The organism is Dysgonomonas massiliensis (assembly GCF_900240225.1).
Taxonomy (GTDB): Bacteria; Bacteroidota; Bacteroidia; order Bacteroidales; family Dysgonomonadaceae; genus Dysgonomonas; species Dysgonomonas massiliensis.
In genome coordinates this window covers 197,470-213,355 of record NZ_OEPV01000001.1, presented here as the reverse complement: position 1 = coordinate 213,355, position 15,886 = coordinate 197,470, and the positions used below count along the sequence as shown (strand labels likewise).

Genomic DNA, 15,886 nt, shown 5'->3' with positions numbered 1-15,886 from the left:
ATACTTTTTTTTTATAGACTTACAATTTATCTCCTCTTTATCACAGAATAATACACTGATATTCCGTCAGTATATTCTTTCTTCTTAGATTATTTGTATTTTTGTCAAAATTAAAAAATTAATACGTATAACCATATATGAATAGAATAGTCCTCCTCACATTGATTTCTCTGGCATTCGTGAGTCTGTTTTTCACATCGTGCCGATCTACAAAACCGCAAGTTACATTCAACGACATCACCCATCCCAAACGCGAATTCCGCGGAGCATGGCTCAGTACGGCATGGCAATCGCGCTACCGTACGATGAACAGCCAGCAGATGAAGGCTTATTTCGTGAAAACGCTGGATCAATTGCAAGCCGATGGCATCAATGCTATCATTTTTCAGGCTCGTCCGCATGCCGATGCATTCTTCAAATCGGATATCGAACCATGGAGTCACTTGTTGAGTGGAGTACAAGGCGTAGCTCCCGACGGAGGATTCGACCCGCTTACGTTCCTGGTTGACGAGTGTCATAAACGCAATATGGAACTTCATGCGTGGATCAATCCGTATCGTGTAACAGCCGGAGCAAACGATGTATTAGCACCGAATCACATTTATAATCGCGAACCTGATCGTTTTGTAATATATGGAGGTAAAAAATACTTCGATCCGGGTATTCCTGCCAACGGACAATATATCTGCAAGATTGTGAAAGATATGCTGCTTCGTTACGATATCGATGCAATTCACATGGACGACTATTTCTACCCATATCCCGTTGCTGGAGAATCGTTTCCTGACGACAGAAGTTTCAACACTTATGCCTCGCAACAAGGATTCGGCCCTAATCAGCGTGATGATTGGAGACGCAATAATGTAAATACACTGATTCAGGAAATTAAGCATACAATAGATCAGACAAAACCTTGGGTACGATTCGGAATCAGTCCGTTTGGCATCTATCGTAATAAGAGAAGTACTCCTGACGGATCGGGAAGTCAGACAACGGGTCTTCAAAATTACGATGACCTATATGCCGACATCAAACTGTGGGTTGACAAAGGCTGGATTGACTACAATATGCCTCAGGTATATTGGGAGATTGGACATACGGCTGCCGACTACACAACCTTGGTAAAATGGTGGGCAGAACACACATCGAATCGCCATCTGTATATCGGTCAGGACGTGAAACGCACCATGGATGCAACAACTCCGGCGGGTAACACACAGCTTGCTGAAAAGATGAGACAATCTCGTGGCAATACGGCTCTGAACGGAAACTGTTTTTGGCCGGCTTACGAGTTGCTAGACAACTATAAAGGCATAGCTGATGAATTGCGCAGCAATTATCACCGCCATCCATCGCTGATTCCGGCATATACACATATGTACAACAAACAACCGAAGAAAGTAGGTAAACTGAAAGAAGTGTATTCTGCTACCGAACACGTATTAACATGGAGCAGCAATGCTGATGCTGCAGATCCGGTAACAGCTCAGTATTATGTTGTTTATCGTTTCGTAAAAGGAGAAAAGATTGACCTCAATCGCGCTCAGAACATTGTAACTACAACCCGCGAACCTCGTTACGTACTTCCTTACGAAGGCGGGAACAAAGAATACACATACATAGTGACAGCGGTTGACCGCTTTCATAACGAATCGAAAGGTGTCAAAAAGAATATAAAGCTATAAAATCGCCTCAACCGAAATGGGATTCAACTACACAAACTTGAACTTTAAGAAATTACTTGACTTTAAATTTACATTTATCTGTCTGGTATATTTCTTCGTGATCGTATTTCTAGCAACCAAACCTGTCAGCAAGCCAGCTTTGCTGAACATCGTGTCGTTCGTCTTTGTATTTCATCTATGCTCGAGGATAAAATACACCATCATCCCTGCCCTATTGTTGGCACTTCCGTTATCGTTCGACGCATTTTTTGCATTCGTGTACCGAACTCAAATCAATATAGGGAATATAGCTTCGTTCATCGAAACCAATTCGCAGGAATTCAAAGGTGTGATGGGGCAACTATGGTTACCGGCAACAGCTATTTTCTTGTTCACGTTGGCGATTGTATATCTATCCATTCGGGAATTCAAAGAATTGAAGATCACGGCTAAAATATCTTTCGTTGCATTATTTGCTTATCTGCTTATATTCATTCCGCTAATCACCTACCGCAAAGCCAAGGTGAACACTCTGGACAATGTATTCTGGCAGCAACCTGCAGCAATGTTTCAATACATTATTGCCAAACATACACCTTTATTTTACAATGGAATAATCTGCTGCGTTGCCTACAACGAGGAAATGGACAAAATGACTGCCTACAACGAAGACGAACGTGCTCTTCCCGAAGGAATCGAATTAGATAAGAATAGCGAAACTCCCGAGAAGATATATGTAGTTTTTGGAGAAAGTGCATATCGCAAGCATTTTTCGCTGTACGGATACGACATCAAGACAACTCCATTCTTGGATAGCATGGCTGTAGAAGACTCGTCACAATTGAATTATTATGCAGGCATATCACCCGCCAATCTGACTCGCAACTCGGTTCGTCTTTGTCTTACATTTTCCACTCCACAAGATATCAATGCATTCTACAGCCAAAAAAGCATCATAGATATGGCTAACGATGCCGGATATGAAACCATTTGGCTAACCAATCAAAGCAGCAAAATCAGTATTTCTAACAGCTATACAACGGCTCTGATGAACGAAGCCAACAGAGCGATTCCTAGCGGTTCGCATGGCGATATGGCTTTAGTCAAACTGCTTAGTGAAAGTAAAACTCCGGGCAAAAAGCAGTTCATCCTTATGCATCAGGATGGAAGTCACATACCTTACATACCGCCTAGGTATGACTCGATAGATGCCGAAGCCATCAAAGATCAGAGCGAAGTATCGCTATACGATCGGACGATACATCATACCGACAGATTCTTACGCGAAGTTTTCAAAATAGCCAGCGAGGATCCTTCGGCTGTGATCTACTACGTTTCGGATCACGGTGAGACAGTGAATCAAAGTCACGGATTTCTGCTCAGAGGAACCGATCAATTCGAAGTTCCGTTGCTGACAATCAATCAGAGTATGCTGGATGTAAATGCAATCGCAAGCAAATACGTCAATCCCGAAACGGGTTACCTCAACGGCTTGAGTACGATATATATTCTATCCGAAATACTTGGTTACAAAGTATCTGATGATGTTGTAAAATATGCTATCGAAAGTGGTAAATATGTTTATCAGGTGAATGGAAAAGCTTATCTTTATAAGGATATAGAAAATAATAATGTGGACTATTGATCTGCACCAGATTACAAAACCCAATACTAATACACAATACCATGAAAAAGATATTTGCATTATTCGCTATTGCAGCACTAATGACCAGTTGCTTTGAAGATAAGAAAACGCCTATCCTGCCAGACGATATAGAAGTCATAAACACGCAAACTATGGATAGCGTATTTGAAGACACAACAAAAACTCTGAAAGTGATGCTTCCCATCCTACTCGATTCGGCTAACCAGATTCTTATACACGAAGTGCTTATCGCTGACAACAAAGAGAGAAAATCTTCATATTCATCATCTAAAATGAAGGAAGCTTACATGGAAGAGAGAATAAATCTTATTTTCGAAGATCAGATCAACGGCAAGTCATATCTTCTGACCGATAAACAAATACAGATTACGTCATACAATGTCATCGGTCGATCAAATCAACGAGGTAGCCAAGGTCTGATTATGTACAACGTGATAGATGCTGATTATAACAACGATGGAAAGATCGATTACAAGGATATAAGAAGCATCTATATTGGAAATATTGCAGGAACAACATTCAATAAAATAACCAAAGATCGAGAACAATTTATTGAAGGTAAATGGCTGACTTCGCTACCGCAGAGTCGATACTATTTCACTACTCGCGAAGATTCGAACAAAGACGGCTTCTTCGACGAGAAAGATACAATGCATTTTTATTATATACAGTTCAGCGGATTGGAATATCAGGTTATCGAATACAACCCGTTAGATATGATTGCAAAATAAAATCAAACCCGAATTTATTTTTTACCTTTGCAGCCTAATAAAATACAGAAGACAATGATCGTTACAGAATTCAATATGGTTGCCAAAACAATGGCTGGGCTGGAAGACGTTTTAGCCGAAGAACTTATAGCACTGGGTGCCAACAATGTAGAGATTGGCAAACGGATGGTTTCGTTCGATGGCAATCAGGCTTTGCTCTATCGTGCCAATGTGTGTTGCCGTACGGCTTTGCGAATTCTGAAACCGATCCATACCTTCAAGGCACGTACTACGGATGAGATTTACAAAGAGGTTAAGAAAATGCCTTGGTTCGATTATCTTACTCCTGAAAGTACTTTTGCTATCGATGCCATCACATTCTCGGACTATTTCAATCACTCGAAGTTTGTGGCTTATCGTGTTAAAGATGCTATTGCCGACTATTTTACACAACGTGCAGGCAATCGCCCGTCGGTAGATGTGCAAAATCCTGATCTACTAATCAATTTCCACATAGCACACGACAAGTGTACACTTTCGTTCGACAGTTCTGGCGAATCGCTTCACAAACGTGGATATCGTACGGGGCAGACAGAAGCTCCGCTAAACGAAGTTCTGGCTGCTGGAATGATTCTGAAAACAGGATGGCGTGGCGAGTCTGACTTTGTCGATCCCATGTGTGGATCGGGTACGCTGTTGATCGAAGCGGCTTTGATTGCCCGCAACATTTGGCCGGGAATATATCGCAAGAGCTTTGCTTTCGAGAAATGGAAAGATTTCGATGCCGATCTGTTCGACGAGATATACAACGACGATAGTGCCGAACGCGATTTCAATTTCAAAATATACGGATCGGATATAGATCTGAAAGCAATACAAATTGCCCGAGACAATGTAAAAAGTGCCGGCATGGCAGGTTGTATTGAACTGAAAGTAATGGACTTCGCGAAATACGACAAAGCTCCTGCGGAGCGAGGTATCCTTATTACCAATCCTCCTTACGGCGAACGTCTTCGCCCCGAGCATCTCGACGAGCTATACTCGATGATAGGCGAACGCTTCAAACACGTTTTTGCAGGTTATCAGGCTTGGGTATTGAGCTACAAGAAAGAGTGCTTCGACAAGATAGGCTTGAAACCATCTAAGAAGATTCAACTGGTAAACGGCTCGCTGCAATGCGAATTTCGCCGTTACGATATCTTTGCCGGAAAGCGTCGCGAACAGAATTAAAAAATCATAACGCAGCTCTGGCTTTCATACTTTTAATTATCTTCGCTGCCCTATGAGTAACTGGGTAAAAACATTCATGTTCATCTGGACTGGACAACTGTTCTCTACACTGACGAGTTCCATTGTAGGCTATGCCATCATATTCTGGCTGGCACTGGAAACGGCTTCGCCGGAAGTACTTTCATACGCAGCTATTGCCGCATTTTTACCTCAAATTGTATTAGGCCTTTTCACGGGCGTATATATTGATCGTTGGAATCGCAAATGGGTAATGATTGCCGCCGATAGCTTCATTGCCGTATGTACATTTGCGCTGTGCGTTCTGTTCTATCTGGATGCTGTCGAGATATGGCATATCTACCTTCTTTCGGGGCTAAGAGCCATAGGAAGTGCTTTTCATGGTCCGGCCATGCAAGCCAGTATTCCACTACTTGCACCCGAGTCACAATTGATGCGTGTAGCAGGAGTCAATCAAATGATTCGCGCACTTAGCAGCATTGCAGGTCCTGCTCTCGGAGCCTTATTCATCACATTGATGGATCTGACTGTAGTACTGATGATGGATGTTGTCGGTGCACTTATTGCCTGCACAACTTTACTGTTCGTAACTATTCCTAAACCTGAGCAGAAAAGCAAAGACGAACGAAGCGTTATCCGCGAAGTGAAAGAAGGTCTGTCAGCAATTTTCTCTCAAAAGGGATTGCGTTGGCTACTGATTTTCGATATTGTTGTCTTGCTGATGATTATTCCTATTTCTATCCTCTACCCGCTAATAACAACTCAATATTTTGGCGGAGCCGAATTCGAAATGAGCGCCGTCGAAATTGTCTGGGGAATCGGTAGCCTCATCGGAGGGGCAGTAATAGGCGGACGATTCATCAATCGGATGAACAAAGTTGTATTGATTGTTTTTGCAAATAGTTTTATAGGACTGACCTATTTTCTATCGGGTATGCTTCCCACATCAGGTTTCTGGTATTTCGTAATACTGACTGGTATCAGTGGTATAATGGGAGCTATCTGGAACGGCGCATTCGTTGTGATCATGCAAACACAGCTCGATCATAGTGTATTGGGACGAGCATTTTCAACCTACGACAGTTTGATTCTATTACCGTCTGTAATCGGATTACTTGCTGCTGGTCATATAGCCGGACAAATTGGTTATGATAACGCTTTACTGATATCGGGATTGATAATCTTTGCCATGAGCTTTGCTCTTTACCTCATCCCCTCTGTCCGTGAATTGGGATACAGAACAAAAAATACGGGAGAAATTGTCGAAAAACAATAAATACTCTGAACTATTTCATTCTTGAAGATGTTACAACTTAGTTCAATTATTAATACACCCAAAGTAACATCTTATGAGAAAACTACTATTTTTTGCATTATTTGCCTCTATCATGGCATCTTGCACAAATAATTCGAATCAAAGCAATCTACTCAGCGAGAAGTCTTCGTCCTCACAATGCGACAGTATCAAACAAGCATTGGAAACAAATAAGAAAATTGTTTCTGATTTCTATCAGGAAATGTTCGGAGACAAAGATTTATCTGCTGTAGACCGCTATATCGCACCCGAATACATACAGCACAACCCGAGTGTACCTGATGGAGCAGAGCCTTTCAAAGAAGCAGCAAAAGGCTGGTTTGAGGGGGCACATAGCACAAAGGTTGATATCCAGCACATAGCAGCTGAAGGCGACTTGGTTTTCATTCACATCAAGAATACGAATCCTGATGGCAGTCTACAATCGGTTATCGACATTTTCCGTCTTGCCGACGGCAAAATCGTAGAACACTGGGATGTGATGCAGGATGTTCCGCAAGAAGCAGCAAACGATCATCCGATGTTTTGATCGAAAACTAACAATACAAGTCAGAATGGGAGCCGGTTTTATCGACTCTCATTTTGTTTTCTATCTTGTTACTCTGCTTCAATAGTTATACTCCTGGGGCAAATCTAAAAAAAAACGTTGCAGCAGATATCAATGTTACAGCGGTCTGATCCCTTATTAGTAAGTTTAGCTATAGCAGCTGAGCTGCTTTCCTTTAAATACTTTTGTTTTATAAAATTCATTCTACTACTTTTGTCAAACAAAAACATCGGACAACTTTCTGTCGAATCATACTACACAATATCAAGATTCAAATGAATAAGATTAAGATTTTACTTATTATAGCTATTATATTCATAGCCAAAGCTGTTTCTGCACAGACATACGATCTTTATGGGAACGAGATAAACCGTTTTCAGTTTATCGTTAAAGGAGGATTAACCTTATCCAACACAACGAAACTATCTGCAGGTCAATCAGGGAAAGAAAGTATCGCATTCGGCTACAATGCTGGTCTTTTAGCCGATATCTATCTCGATGGCGGAATTTATCTGCAAACGGGAGTAGATCTTACGACGAAAGGATCGAGAATAAAAAAGTTCACTATGTCTGAGAACAAGCAAACCGGACTGCGTATGAATATGCTATACCTGCAAGTTCCACTGCTATTTGTTTTTAAAATACCGGTAGCAAATACTGGTGAAGACAGCTTCAACTTTGCAATAGGTCCTTATTATGCTTATGGATTGGATGGTAAAATAAAAGGTAGAAAAAAAGGTTCAGGTTTCGAAACATTGAAAACCTTTGGCGACGACGGAGTTTGTAAAGATTCGGATTGGGGAATGATCCTTCAGGCTCAGTTCGAAACATCTAAAATATTTGTGTCCTATGGTGCCGAGATAGGTCTTGTTTCGATCATGAAAAAAGAATCGTTACCTGCCGGATTTAATAAAAAGATAAAGAACTACGGATTTGGAGCAAGTATCGGCTATAAATTCTAAGCTGGCTAGATTATAAATGACAGAAAAAAGTCACTAGAAAAGGTACGCTCAGATCGACCACTACTCCGTGGAATATAGCAACGATAACATATTCTGTTCCCGAATAGCGGGTAATTACAGGCAAGGTAGTATCAGCCGTAGTGGCTCCACCGGCAGATATAGGAGCGAGCTTACCAAACCAAGCTACCAAAAAAGGTGCAGCCAGAAGCGTGAACAGCTCGCGGATAATATTCGAAACTAGTGCAATTGTGCCCAGTTCAGCACCTTTATATTCGGTTATGAAGATGCTCGAAAGCGAGTAATACCCAAATCCTGATCCTACGGCTAGACATTCAGTCAAACTCCAGCGAGGTAAAAATAAACTGATCAAAGCACAGCCTATCAACGTGCCAACGATAGTAGCAAGAGGTACGAGAATCACTTTAAATTTATTTCGGCGTAAAGCTGCAAAGGCATTCTTATCGTAACCGATATTTATCCCCACAAGAAGCATCAAACCATACAGAACGTACATACTGTAATCGGTTTCGAGAAGTGCATCGGGTATCGCACCCCAATAACCTAAAGCCACTCCGGCAACGAAAAACGCCAATATGCCAAGACTACCTTTCATTGCTCGAAAAACTTTTTATAAACCAACCATGCCAATGCCAGACTTCCCGCCAAAGCACCTGAAGTTATAATCAATGCCTGCCCGCCGATAGACAGAAGATTATTCATTATCTGCGGATTCTTTCCGACCGAAATTCCGAGAAAGAACAACAGCAGAAATATAAAAATGGAAATAAATCGGGGGAGAAATGTTAGTTCGGGAACTCGTCGCAAGAAATATCCGGCTACGATGCCTACTATCATTATCGAGAAAACTACTAACATCTGATCGGTTGTTGGTTTTATGGTTATCCGAGTACAAAGATAGTTTGTTTTATTATTTTTTTATACATTTATAAAATGAGGCTTGCACAATATATTACTATATTATTCATATTTTCTTTTTGCGTTTTAGGATGTAAATCCGAAAATAATAAAGGAAACCTGAATCGATCTGAAATTATGATTTACACAGAACATGATATACTAAATGAGCTAGACGGAGCATTCCACTCAGAAATCAGCAAATATTATCCGAAAGGAAATTCGAATGATATAAAGTATATCTTCTTCTTAGACCTAGAACATGGATATTGCGAAACAGCAGGTAGTAGAATACACCTGTATGCAGACTCAGTAAATTGGGCAATTGTATTCGAAAAAAGTGGTTATCAGAATCGAGGCAACTATGCAGATATAGAACTCGACTATGTTGGTAATTGCATAAAATACATTACAGACGAATTTGATGGACAAAAGTACATATCAAACTCCAAGAACATTACAATCATCACTCCCGAAGAATATGAGCGTATAGCTGACAAAGATGGGTTCGAACTTATTGAGCATTCCACTACTAATATCAATGTAAAGAGTAAAACAATTAACATCAAATACGATTATCAACTATACAGCAGCTTAGATATAATAGGTAAATATGAGAATCCTAAAAAACTAATGAGCTTTGGTGGTCTTGTCAGATATCTGTATGATACACAACCCGAAGTGATACAAAGTTCGGAGGATGAAATAAGGACACAACTACCACCTAACATTCCTAAAATAATGACTTTAGATCAGTTTCATTTTTCAAGTTTCTATGATAAAGAGAATCCTCCAAGTAAACAAGAATTATTCCAACTGATTGCAAAAGTACTTGTTAATCAGGATAAGTCTTTGTGGCATCCAACTGAAGAAGCGAATAATCATTGGTCGAACTGGGAATCGGGAAATCTATAGTTGTTCTTTCCCATATTGCTATTGACATCAAATATCACACAATAAGTATGAAGCATCTTTTTTATTCTATTCTATGTATTCTGCTACTCTTTTCTTGCCAATCAACAAAAAGAAAATCAGACTTTCATATAGACGAAGCTAATATATACAAAATAACAATCGTAAAATCCCTTTATGATATACCTCTAGAGCTAGATGAAGCTCGAGGCCAAAAGCTAGTGTACGAATTAAATCGAAATACCGCTATTGGGCCTACTAAATTTGCCGCACATTATTGGGTGAATATACATTTTACAAATGATAGTATATTGACATTGAAATGCAATGATCTTAACTTCTCAATAGGAGGAAACTCTGACACCTACAAAACAAAGAATGAGAATCTATTTGTAGAAATATGGGATGAAATGGATGGCGATAAAATAGCATGGAAACCATTTACTCCCGTGGAAAAAGATGATCAGAATGGTATTTTTCGTATCATTTACAATTATAATTTCTCGAAAGAAGATATGATTAATATTTCAAGAGTTCTAAATAATTATAATATTGAAAATAAGATAATAGACAATAAAATATACTATAGGGGTGAAGAGTTTAACAAAGAGCTATTCTGGAATTACACCTTAAAATCAAGGGATAAACAATGGTTACAAGACCACTCTCATAATCCTGATTTGTAATTCTTGACTACTGCTATCCCAGAGAAAAGACAATCTAATTCAACGTTTTTTCATACATTTGTCTTTTACATAAAACCGAGTTATAAGCATATATAATCAACATATGATCGAAGTCAAAGGAATAACCAAAAGCTACGGTAATTTGCAAGTGCTGAAAGGAATTGATCTGTCAGTCAATCAGAGCGAAATAGTTTCTATCGTAGGAGCCAGCGGAGCTGGTAAAACCACACTCTTGCAGATAATCGGCACGCTGGATCGTCCCAATTCGGGAACTGTAGAAATAAACGGCGTAAATGTCAGCCGCTTATCAGACTCGAAGCTATCCGATTTTCGCAACCAGAATATTGGCTTCGTATTTCAGTTTCATCAACTTTTGCCCGAATTTACAGCTTTAGAGAATGTGATGATTCCTGCTTTGATTGGAAAAACGAAAGAGGCTCAAGCCAAAACTCGTGCAAAGGAATTGCTTGATATGCTTGGTTTGGCAGATCGTATCGGACACAAACCGAACGAACTTTCGGGCGGTGAAAAACAACGTGTAGCTGTTGCTCGCTCGTTGATCAACAATCCTGCTGTAATACTTGCCGATGAGCCATCGGGAAGCTTAGACAGCGAGAATAAAGAAGAACTGCATCAGTTGTTCTTCAAGCTACGTGACACACTTGGACAAACATTCGTGATCGTTACGCACGACGAAAATCTAGCTAAGATTACCGATCGGACAATTCATATGAAAGACGGCCTGATCCTTGAACACGAGCAAGTTCTAAATACAAATATGGATGAGTTCTTCGGAAAATAAATTATTCTATCAGATTGCCCTCACTCAAATAAAGAACGTGGGCGATATACTTGGTCGAAAGCTTCTGACAGCTGTTGGCGATGCGGAACAGATTTTCCGTTCGAGTCGCAACGAGCTGATGAAGATCGAAAATATTGCTTCGAAAACCATCGACGATATTCTGAATCCCGAAGTTTTGCGCCGAGCCGAACGTGAATTGGATTTTGTTCTAAGAAACAACATAGATACATTTTTCATCTCGGATGAAAATTATCCTCAGCGTCTGCGCGATTGCGAAGATGCTCCTCTCCTACTCTATTATCGAGGAAATGCCGATTTCAATGTAAAACGTGTAGTCAGCATTGTAGGCACACGCAACGCAACAGCCTACGGACGAAAGTTTTGTGATGATTTCGTTGCCGATCTTGCACGTCTTTGCCCCGAAACGCTAGTCATCAGCGGATTGGCCTACGGGATAGATATTCAGTCACATAAAGCAGCTGTCAAACATCAATTGCCAACTATCGGAGTTCTGGCTCACGGACTCGATCGCATTTATCCCGATCAGCATCGATACATTGCGGCGGAAATGGAAAATCACGGCGGACTGCTAACCGAATTTATTAGTGGAACAGAACCCGAGCGTTATAATTTTGTGCGCCGCAACCGCATTGTTGCAGGTATGGCAGATGCTACGATTGTTATCGAATCGGCCGAGAAAAGCGGCTCGCTCATTACTGCAGATCTGGCCAGTTCTTATTGCCGCGATGTTTTTGCCGTTCCGGGGCGTATTGGCGATCAACAATCGGCAGGATGCAACAAACTTATAGCCAACCACAAAGCTGACATGATACTTTCAGCCGAACATTTTGTTCGCCAGATGGCTTGGGACGAGGCTTCACTGAAAGCCAAACAAGCTCCTCGTCAACAAGAATTGTTCATAGAACTCACTTCGGACGAGCAGAAAATAGTTGACGCGCTAAGCAAGGAACAAAACGGAATACATATCGACGAAATTGTTCAAGCAACAAGCATACCCATGCATCGACTATCTTCTATCCTCTTCGAAATGGAAATGAAAGGAGTTATCCGAAATCTTCCGGGAAATTCATTCGCTCTTACATAGAAACACTCATAATGAAACTACGTACAAAACGCATAATATCATACAGCCTGATTCTGATCGTTGCAGCATTCGTTGTCATGCGAATTGCCAAGAAGACAAATCTTAACACCGAATATCAGGTGGGGCAAGTACTCGACAGCCTCAACAATGTGTATGTTTATTACAATGGCGGTGTGGACAATGTTCTGGAACGCAATGTGAGTGCCGATGGATATAATATTGGTTTAAAATACCAGTGCGTGGAGTTCGTGAAACGATATTATTACGTACATTTCAATCATAAAATGCCCGACTCGTATGGTCATGCCAAAAATTTCTTTTGGAAGAATCTGAAAGACGGCAAGTTCAACGATAAGCGAGGAATGAATCAATATCACAATGGCAGTTCGATGAAGCCTGCAGCCGATGATCTTATCGTCTTCGGCCCCAGTCTATCCAACAGCTACGGACATGTAGCCATCATCAGTGAAGTGACCGATCGGGATATCGAAATTGTTCAACAAAATCCGGGTCCATTCGGTAAATCCCGTGAACGCATTGCCCTTAAAAAAGAAAACGACCGTTGGTCGGTAGACAACGATCGTGTATTGGGTTGGTTGCGACTGCCTCAGCAACAACTCGATTAGTGCAATCCCAGAAACATATTTGCTAAGATAATAGCCAGTACAATCAGTGTTATAGTGACATACATATAGTCTTTTTCGACAAGAAAAGCGATAGCTGAAAAAGCTACACGAATAACCGGAGTCGCAATCAACACACAGACTCCGAGCAAGATAATAGCTTCTCCGTCGAAGTTCTGCAATCCGTTGAATACATCTCCTATGTGCTTATATCCGTGTTCTTTGATAAACGCATCAGTCGATATCTCCGATGCCATATAACGGGCATTCGTCTCACCATAGTGCTGTACGAGATAAACAATTCCTCCACATACCGAAATGGTACAGGCAGTTATCACACCATAACGAAGCAGCTTACCTATCAGTAGCTCCATCGTACGTTTCGACATCAATGCGCTTATAATCTTATTCATTTCTCCTTTTCTTGGTTAGATATATGCTGCAAAAGCCTTGTCAAAAATATCCGGCTTACCAACTCTTCCGTTGACCATACAAGCCGTTTCGACTTTTGCCTGAGAGCAGATTTTACCATCGCGTTTGCGGATGATACTCTGATGAAATATATAACGAATACCTTCTTTTTCGACGCGATCGACAGTAACAGTACATTCTTCCGAGCCACGCAACGAATGTTTGTAGCGGATATATACACTCACCACAACAGCATCTACACCTTGCGTATGAAGTTCGTAGAAATTCAATCCGCATGTTTCTAGAAACTCGTGACGACACACTTCGTAGTAATGCTGATAATTGGCATTGTTGACTATTCCTTGTGCATCGCACTCGTAGTCGCGTACTTTTAGTTCGTAGTTATATATTGAATTGCTCATTTTCAGTTTGTTTTCGATTTGCAAGGTAAAGGTACAAAATTTCGATAAACTACCGACTTTCCACAATAAACAATATCAAAGATATAATCTAATTGAAAAAACTTATCTTTGCCTTTCGGATTCTAGAATGCAAATAATGTTATCTACTGTCAAACAATATATTTCGAGATTTTTAGGAGCAAAGCAGGTTGATGCAAAGGCTATCCTGCAAACTGCCGATGGAGGTAAACCAATCGAATTTGCTTCGGATTGCTTCGTACAAAGTGTCAATATCGAATCGAATTTTCCATGGCAAGCGCATGCTAATTGCTCTTGGCTGAAAACCCGTATTCGTGAATCACGGCTCGAAATACTTGCAGCTCCGCATATTGCCTGCTCGATGCGAACGGGTACGATAACAATTAAAAATGCAGGTGGAAAATCACTTTCATTAACTGTTAATCAGCAGCCTTCGGAAGATAAACTGCGGATCGTTTCATTCGATCAGGATATTTGGGTTGATCATCACGAAGCCAAGCAAGAATTCTTTATTTCGGCAAACGATAATTGGCACATTCATACCGAAGCATCGTGGATAAACGTCGACGAAGAAAACCGATACGGATCGTGTCAGACAGTTAAGCTGAAAATCAAAGACAATGACAACTCGAAAGATGCACGTCAAGCCCCTGTCGTTCTATCATCGGGAGGAAAAGAAGTTAGCATACAGATAAAGCAACGCGGCAAAAAAACGTTCGACGATGCTACTCACTATTTCTATGTGCATAAAGCAACTTTACCGATGCTTTATAGCGGAATGAAAATGTTGATGCATGACAGACCTTCGTATCTTATCGATTATCGCAATACGCTGGATCATACCGAATTGCCTAAAAATATCAATATTCTGCCGACCGAGAATGCTACGTATCATCTGATCGAAGCCATCAGAAAGATCGAACAAGATAATCCTGAAGCTGTTTATGCCTATTATACGGACGATATGCGTGTAATTGCTGCATTTCAGATATTCTCACGTTTGGGAATCGACGCTTCGCGTGTCAAGATCTCGATGATTACCGATGGTGCTTCGACTTATATCGATTATATCCGTCTGTTTTCAACCCGTTTCGTTGGAGCAATTCGATACACACTTTACCACAAAAGAGTAGAAAAATTACTTGCAAATTATTATAACAATTCCTCTTTTGGAACAATAGCAACCGATGCAACAGACGACATCAATCAGGATACTTTCTATACACATCTGTTTGCGCGTCAGAGCAATGTGCGTCATTATATAGTTAGTACCGATTATCTGATTTCGTTCAGCCGATATCTGAAACTACAAATTGCAGAGACAAATTATATTACCACTTCGCCACGATTTGTGCTTGCTCAGTTTCCCGAAGATAAGCGTGAACTATTCTACAAAATAACTCGTTTCGATCTGGCTGCGAATGAAAAATTACTAGAGCGATCGAACAAGAAAAATATGATCGTAATAGGTACTACTACAACCGAATGGAGTCCCGTCAATCCGCAGATGCAGGAACAATATATTCAAGCCGTTATGGATCGTTATTCGGACGAATACAATATTTTCCTGAAACTTCATCCCGAAGACGAACGCACTGATTACGAGCAACGTTTCCCGGGAATAAAATTGATTCAGCCAAAAACGCTGCCTTTCGATCTGTTTGTGTGGGCACTCAACGACAAGATAGATGCCATGGGCGGATTCATCGGAACAGTGTTTATCAATCTACCGGTCGATAAGGTTAAATTCATGTTTGCACGTGATGCTGAATCGCTAGGTAGTCTGTTGTATTACGAGATATTCGAGAATAAAAAAATCGATTGGATCAGAATCCCTTCTAACGAAAAATAGGCTGTACACTCAGGCACAACCTATTCTC

Annotated in this window: 17 protein-coding genes; 13 read left to right on the top strand and 4 right to left on the bottom strand. The window is 40.7% G+C overall.

The features are described 5' to 3' along the window. The first annotated feature begins 137 nt into the window (after positions 1 to 137). The 7 genes from C1A06_RS01040 to C1A06_RS01010 all read left to right on the top strand — a co-directional run bounded on the left by C1A06_RS01040 (position 138) and on the right by C1A06_RS01010 (position 8,112). Positions 138 to 1,685 carry a glycoside hydrolase family 10-like protein gene (locus tag C1A06_RS01040; protein WP_101688361.1) on the top strand — a complete coding sequence of 516 codons (1,548 nt, stop codon included), beginning with the start codon at positions 138 to 140 and terminating at the stop codon, positions 1,683 to 1,685. 16 nt (positions 1,686 to 1,701) lie between these two features. After that, positions 1,702 to 3,309 carry a sulfatase-like hydrolase/transferase gene (locus tag C1A06_RS01035; RefSeq protein WP_101688360.1) on the top strand — a complete coding sequence of 536 codons (1,608 nt, stop codon included), beginning with the start codon at positions 1,702 to 1,704 and terminating at the stop codon, positions 3,307 to 3,309. Between the two features lie 41 nt (positions 3,310 to 3,350). Continuing rightward, positions 3,351 to 4,061, top strand: coding sequence for a hypothetical protein (locus C1A06_RS01030; RefSeq protein ID WP_101688359.1), 711 nt, complete (start codon positions 3,351 to 3,353; stop codon positions 4,059 to 4,061). A gap of 54 nt (positions 4,062 to 4,115) precedes the next feature. Then, positions 4,116 to 5,270: a THUMP domain-containing class I SAM-dependent RNA methyltransferase gene (locus C1A06_RS01025; RefSeq protein WP_101688358.1), complete on the top strand. Its 1,155-nt coding sequence runs from the start codon at positions 4,116 to 4,118 to the stop codon at positions 5,268 to 5,270. Between the two features lie 52 nt (positions 5,271 to 5,322). Continuing rightward, positions 5,323 to 6,564, top strand: a complete 1,242-nt coding sequence (locus C1A06_RS01020) for an MFS transporter (protein WP_101688357.1) — start codon at positions 5,323 to 5,325, stop codon at positions 6,562 to 6,564. A gap of 73 nt (positions 6,565 to 6,637) precedes the next feature. After that, a complete protein-coding gene (locus tag C1A06_RS01015) occupies positions 6,638 to 7,132 on the top strand; it encodes a nuclear transport factor 2 family protein (protein WP_185116799.1) in 495 nt (164 codons plus the stop codon). A 293-nt stretch (positions 7,133 to 7,425) separates the two neighbouring features. Next, a complete protein-coding gene (locus C1A06_RS01010) occupies positions 7,426 to 8,112 on the top strand; it encodes a porin family protein (RefSeq protein ID WP_101688355.1) in 687 nt (228 codons plus the stop codon). 10 nt (positions 8,113 to 8,122) lie between these two features. Here the strand turns inward: C1A06_RS01010 and C1A06_RS01005 are convergent, their stop codons facing one another. Further along, positions 8,123 to 8,725, bottom strand: coding sequence for a LysO family transporter (locus tag C1A06_RS01005; protein ID WP_101688354.1), 603 nt, complete (start codon positions 8,723 to 8,725; stop codon positions 8,123 to 8,125). Further along, positions 8,722 to 8,988, bottom strand: a complete 267-nt coding sequence (locus C1A06_RS01000) for a LysO family transporter (protein ID WP_101688353.1) — start codon at positions 8,986 to 8,988, stop codon at positions 8,722 to 8,724. Before C1A06_RS01000 ends, C1A06_RS01005 begins: the two co-directional genes overlap by 4 nt. A gap of 177 nt (positions 8,989 to 9,165) precedes the next feature. Here C1A06_RS01000 and C1A06_RS00995 point away from each other — a divergent pair, with 177 nt between their 5' ends. The 5 genes from C1A06_RS00995 to C1A06_RS00975 all read left to right on the top strand — a co-directional run bounded on the left by C1A06_RS00995 (position 9,166) and on the right by C1A06_RS00975 (position 13,158). Beyond that, positions 9,166 to 9,942, top strand: a complete 777-nt coding sequence (locus C1A06_RS00995; RefSeq protein ID WP_145996313.1) for a DUF7003 family protein — start codon at positions 9,166 to 9,168, stop codon at positions 9,940 to 9,942. A gap of 47 nt (positions 9,943 to 9,989) precedes the next feature. After that, positions 9,990 to 10,625, top strand: coding sequence for a hypothetical protein (locus C1A06_RS00990; protein ID WP_145996312.1), 636 nt, complete (start codon positions 9,990 to 9,992; stop codon positions 10,623 to 10,625). Positions 10,626 to 10,728: 103 nt separating this feature from the next. Beyond that, a complete protein-coding gene (locus C1A06_RS00985; protein ID WP_101688350.1) occupies positions 10,729 to 11,427 on the top strand; it encodes an ABC transporter ATP-binding protein in 699 nt (232 codons plus the stop codon). Beyond that, positions 11,408 to 12,532, top strand: a complete 1,125-nt coding sequence (dprA, locus tag C1A06_RS00980) for a DNA-processing protein DprA (RefSeq protein WP_101688349.1) — start codon at positions 11,408 to 11,410, stop codon at positions 12,530 to 12,532. Before C1A06_RS00985 ends, dprA begins: the two co-directional genes overlap by 20 nt. 11 nt (positions 12,533 to 12,543) lie before the next feature. After that, a complete protein-coding gene (locus tag C1A06_RS00975; RefSeq protein ID WP_101688348.1) occupies positions 12,544 to 13,158 on the top strand; it encodes a CHAP domain-containing protein in 615 nt (204 codons plus the stop codon). On the opposite strand, the gene C1A06_RS00970 is transcribed toward C1A06_RS00975, so the two are convergent. Both C1A06_RS00970 and C1A06_RS00965 read right to left on the bottom strand, forming a co-directional pair. Continuing rightward, positions 13,155 to 13,568, bottom strand: a complete 414-nt coding sequence (locus C1A06_RS00970) for a DUF1634 domain-containing protein (protein WP_101688347.1) — start codon at positions 13,566 to 13,568, stop codon at positions 13,155 to 13,157. The two genes, C1A06_RS00975 and C1A06_RS00970, sit on opposite strands and share 4 nt — an antisense overlap. A 15-nt stretch (positions 13,569 to 13,583) precedes the next feature. Next, positions 13,584 to 13,988, bottom strand: a complete 405-nt coding sequence (locus C1A06_RS00965) for an acyl-CoA thioesterase (RefSeq protein ID WP_101688346.1) — start codon at positions 13,986 to 13,988, stop codon at positions 13,584 to 13,586. Between the two features lie 127 nt (positions 13,989 to 14,115). Here C1A06_RS00965 and C1A06_RS00960 point away from each other — a divergent pair, with 127 nt between their 5' ends. After that, positions 14,116 to 15,858, top strand: coding sequence for a BACON domain-containing protein (locus tag C1A06_RS00960; protein WP_101688345.1), 1,743 nt, complete (start codon positions 14,116 to 14,118; stop codon positions 15,856 to 15,858). Positions 15,859 to 15,886: the final 28 nt, after the last annotated feature.

Excerpts from the sequence above, each read along its gene's own strand:
- C1A06_RS01020 (WP_101688357.1), top strand. The coding sequence starts at position 5,323 with ATGAGTAACTGGGTAAAAACATTCATGTTCATCTGGACTGGACAACTG.
- C1A06_RS01015 (WP_185116799.1), top strand. The coding sequence starts at position 6,638 with ATGAGAAAACTACTATTTTTTGCATTATTTGCCTCTATCATGGCATCT.
- C1A06_RS00985 (WP_101688350.1), top strand. The coding sequence starts at position 10,729 with ATGATCGAAGTCAAAGGAATAACCAAAAGCTACGGTAATTTGCAAGTG.
- C1A06_RS01040 (WP_101688361.1), top strand. The coding sequence starts at position 138 with ATGAATAGAATAGTCCTCCTCACATTGATTTCTCTGGCATTCGTGAGT.
- C1A06_RS01025 (WP_101688358.1), top strand. The coding sequence starts at position 4,116 with ATGATCGTTACAGAATTCAATATGGTTGCCAAAACAATGGCTGGGCTG.
- C1A06_RS01005 (WP_101688354.1), bottom strand. The coding sequence starts at position 8,725 with ATGAAAGGTAGTCTTGGCATATTGGCGTTTTTCGTTGCCGGAGTGGCT.
- C1A06_RS01030 (WP_101688359.1), top strand. The coding sequence starts at position 3,351 with ATGAAAAAGATATTTGCATTATTCGCTATTGCAGCACTAATGACCAGT.
- C1A06_RS00990 (WP_145996312.1), top strand. The coding sequence starts at position 9,990 with ATGAAGCATCTTTTTTATTCTATTCTATGTATTCTGCTACTCTTTTCT.
- C1A06_RS01035 (WP_101688360.1), top strand. The coding sequence starts at position 1,702 with ATGGGATTCAACTACACAAACTTGAACTTTAAGAAATTACTTGACTTT.
- C1A06_RS00965 (WP_101688346.1), bottom strand. The coding sequence starts at position 13,988 with ATGAGCAATTCAATATATAACTACGAACTAAAAGTACGCGACTACGAG.
- C1A06_RS00960 (WP_101688345.1), top strand. The coding sequence starts at position 14,116 with ATGCAAATAATGTTATCTACTGTCAAACAATATATTTCGAGATTTTTA.
- C1A06_RS00995 (WP_145996313.1), top strand. The coding sequence starts at position 9,166 with ATGATTTACACAGAACATGATATACTAAATGAGCTAGACGGAGCATTC.
- C1A06_RS01010 (WP_101688355.1), top strand. The coding sequence starts at position 7,426 with ATGAATAAGATTAAGATTTTACTTATTATAGCTATTATATTCATAGCC.
- C1A06_RS00970 (WP_101688347.1), bottom strand. The coding sequence starts at position 13,568 with ATGAATAAGATTATAAGCGCATTGATGTCGAAACGTACGATGGAGCTA.
- C1A06_RS01000 (WP_101688353.1), bottom strand. The coding sequence starts at position 8,988 with ATGTTAGTAGTTTTCTCGATAATGATAGTAGGCATCGTAGCCGGATAT.
- dprA (WP_101688349.1), top strand. The coding sequence starts at position 11,408 with ATGAGTTCTTCGGAAAATAAATTATTCTATCAGATTGCCCTCACTCAA.
- C1A06_RS00975 (WP_101688348.1), top strand. The coding sequence starts at position 12,544 with ATGAAACTACGTACAAAACGCATAATATCATACAGCCTGATTCTGATC.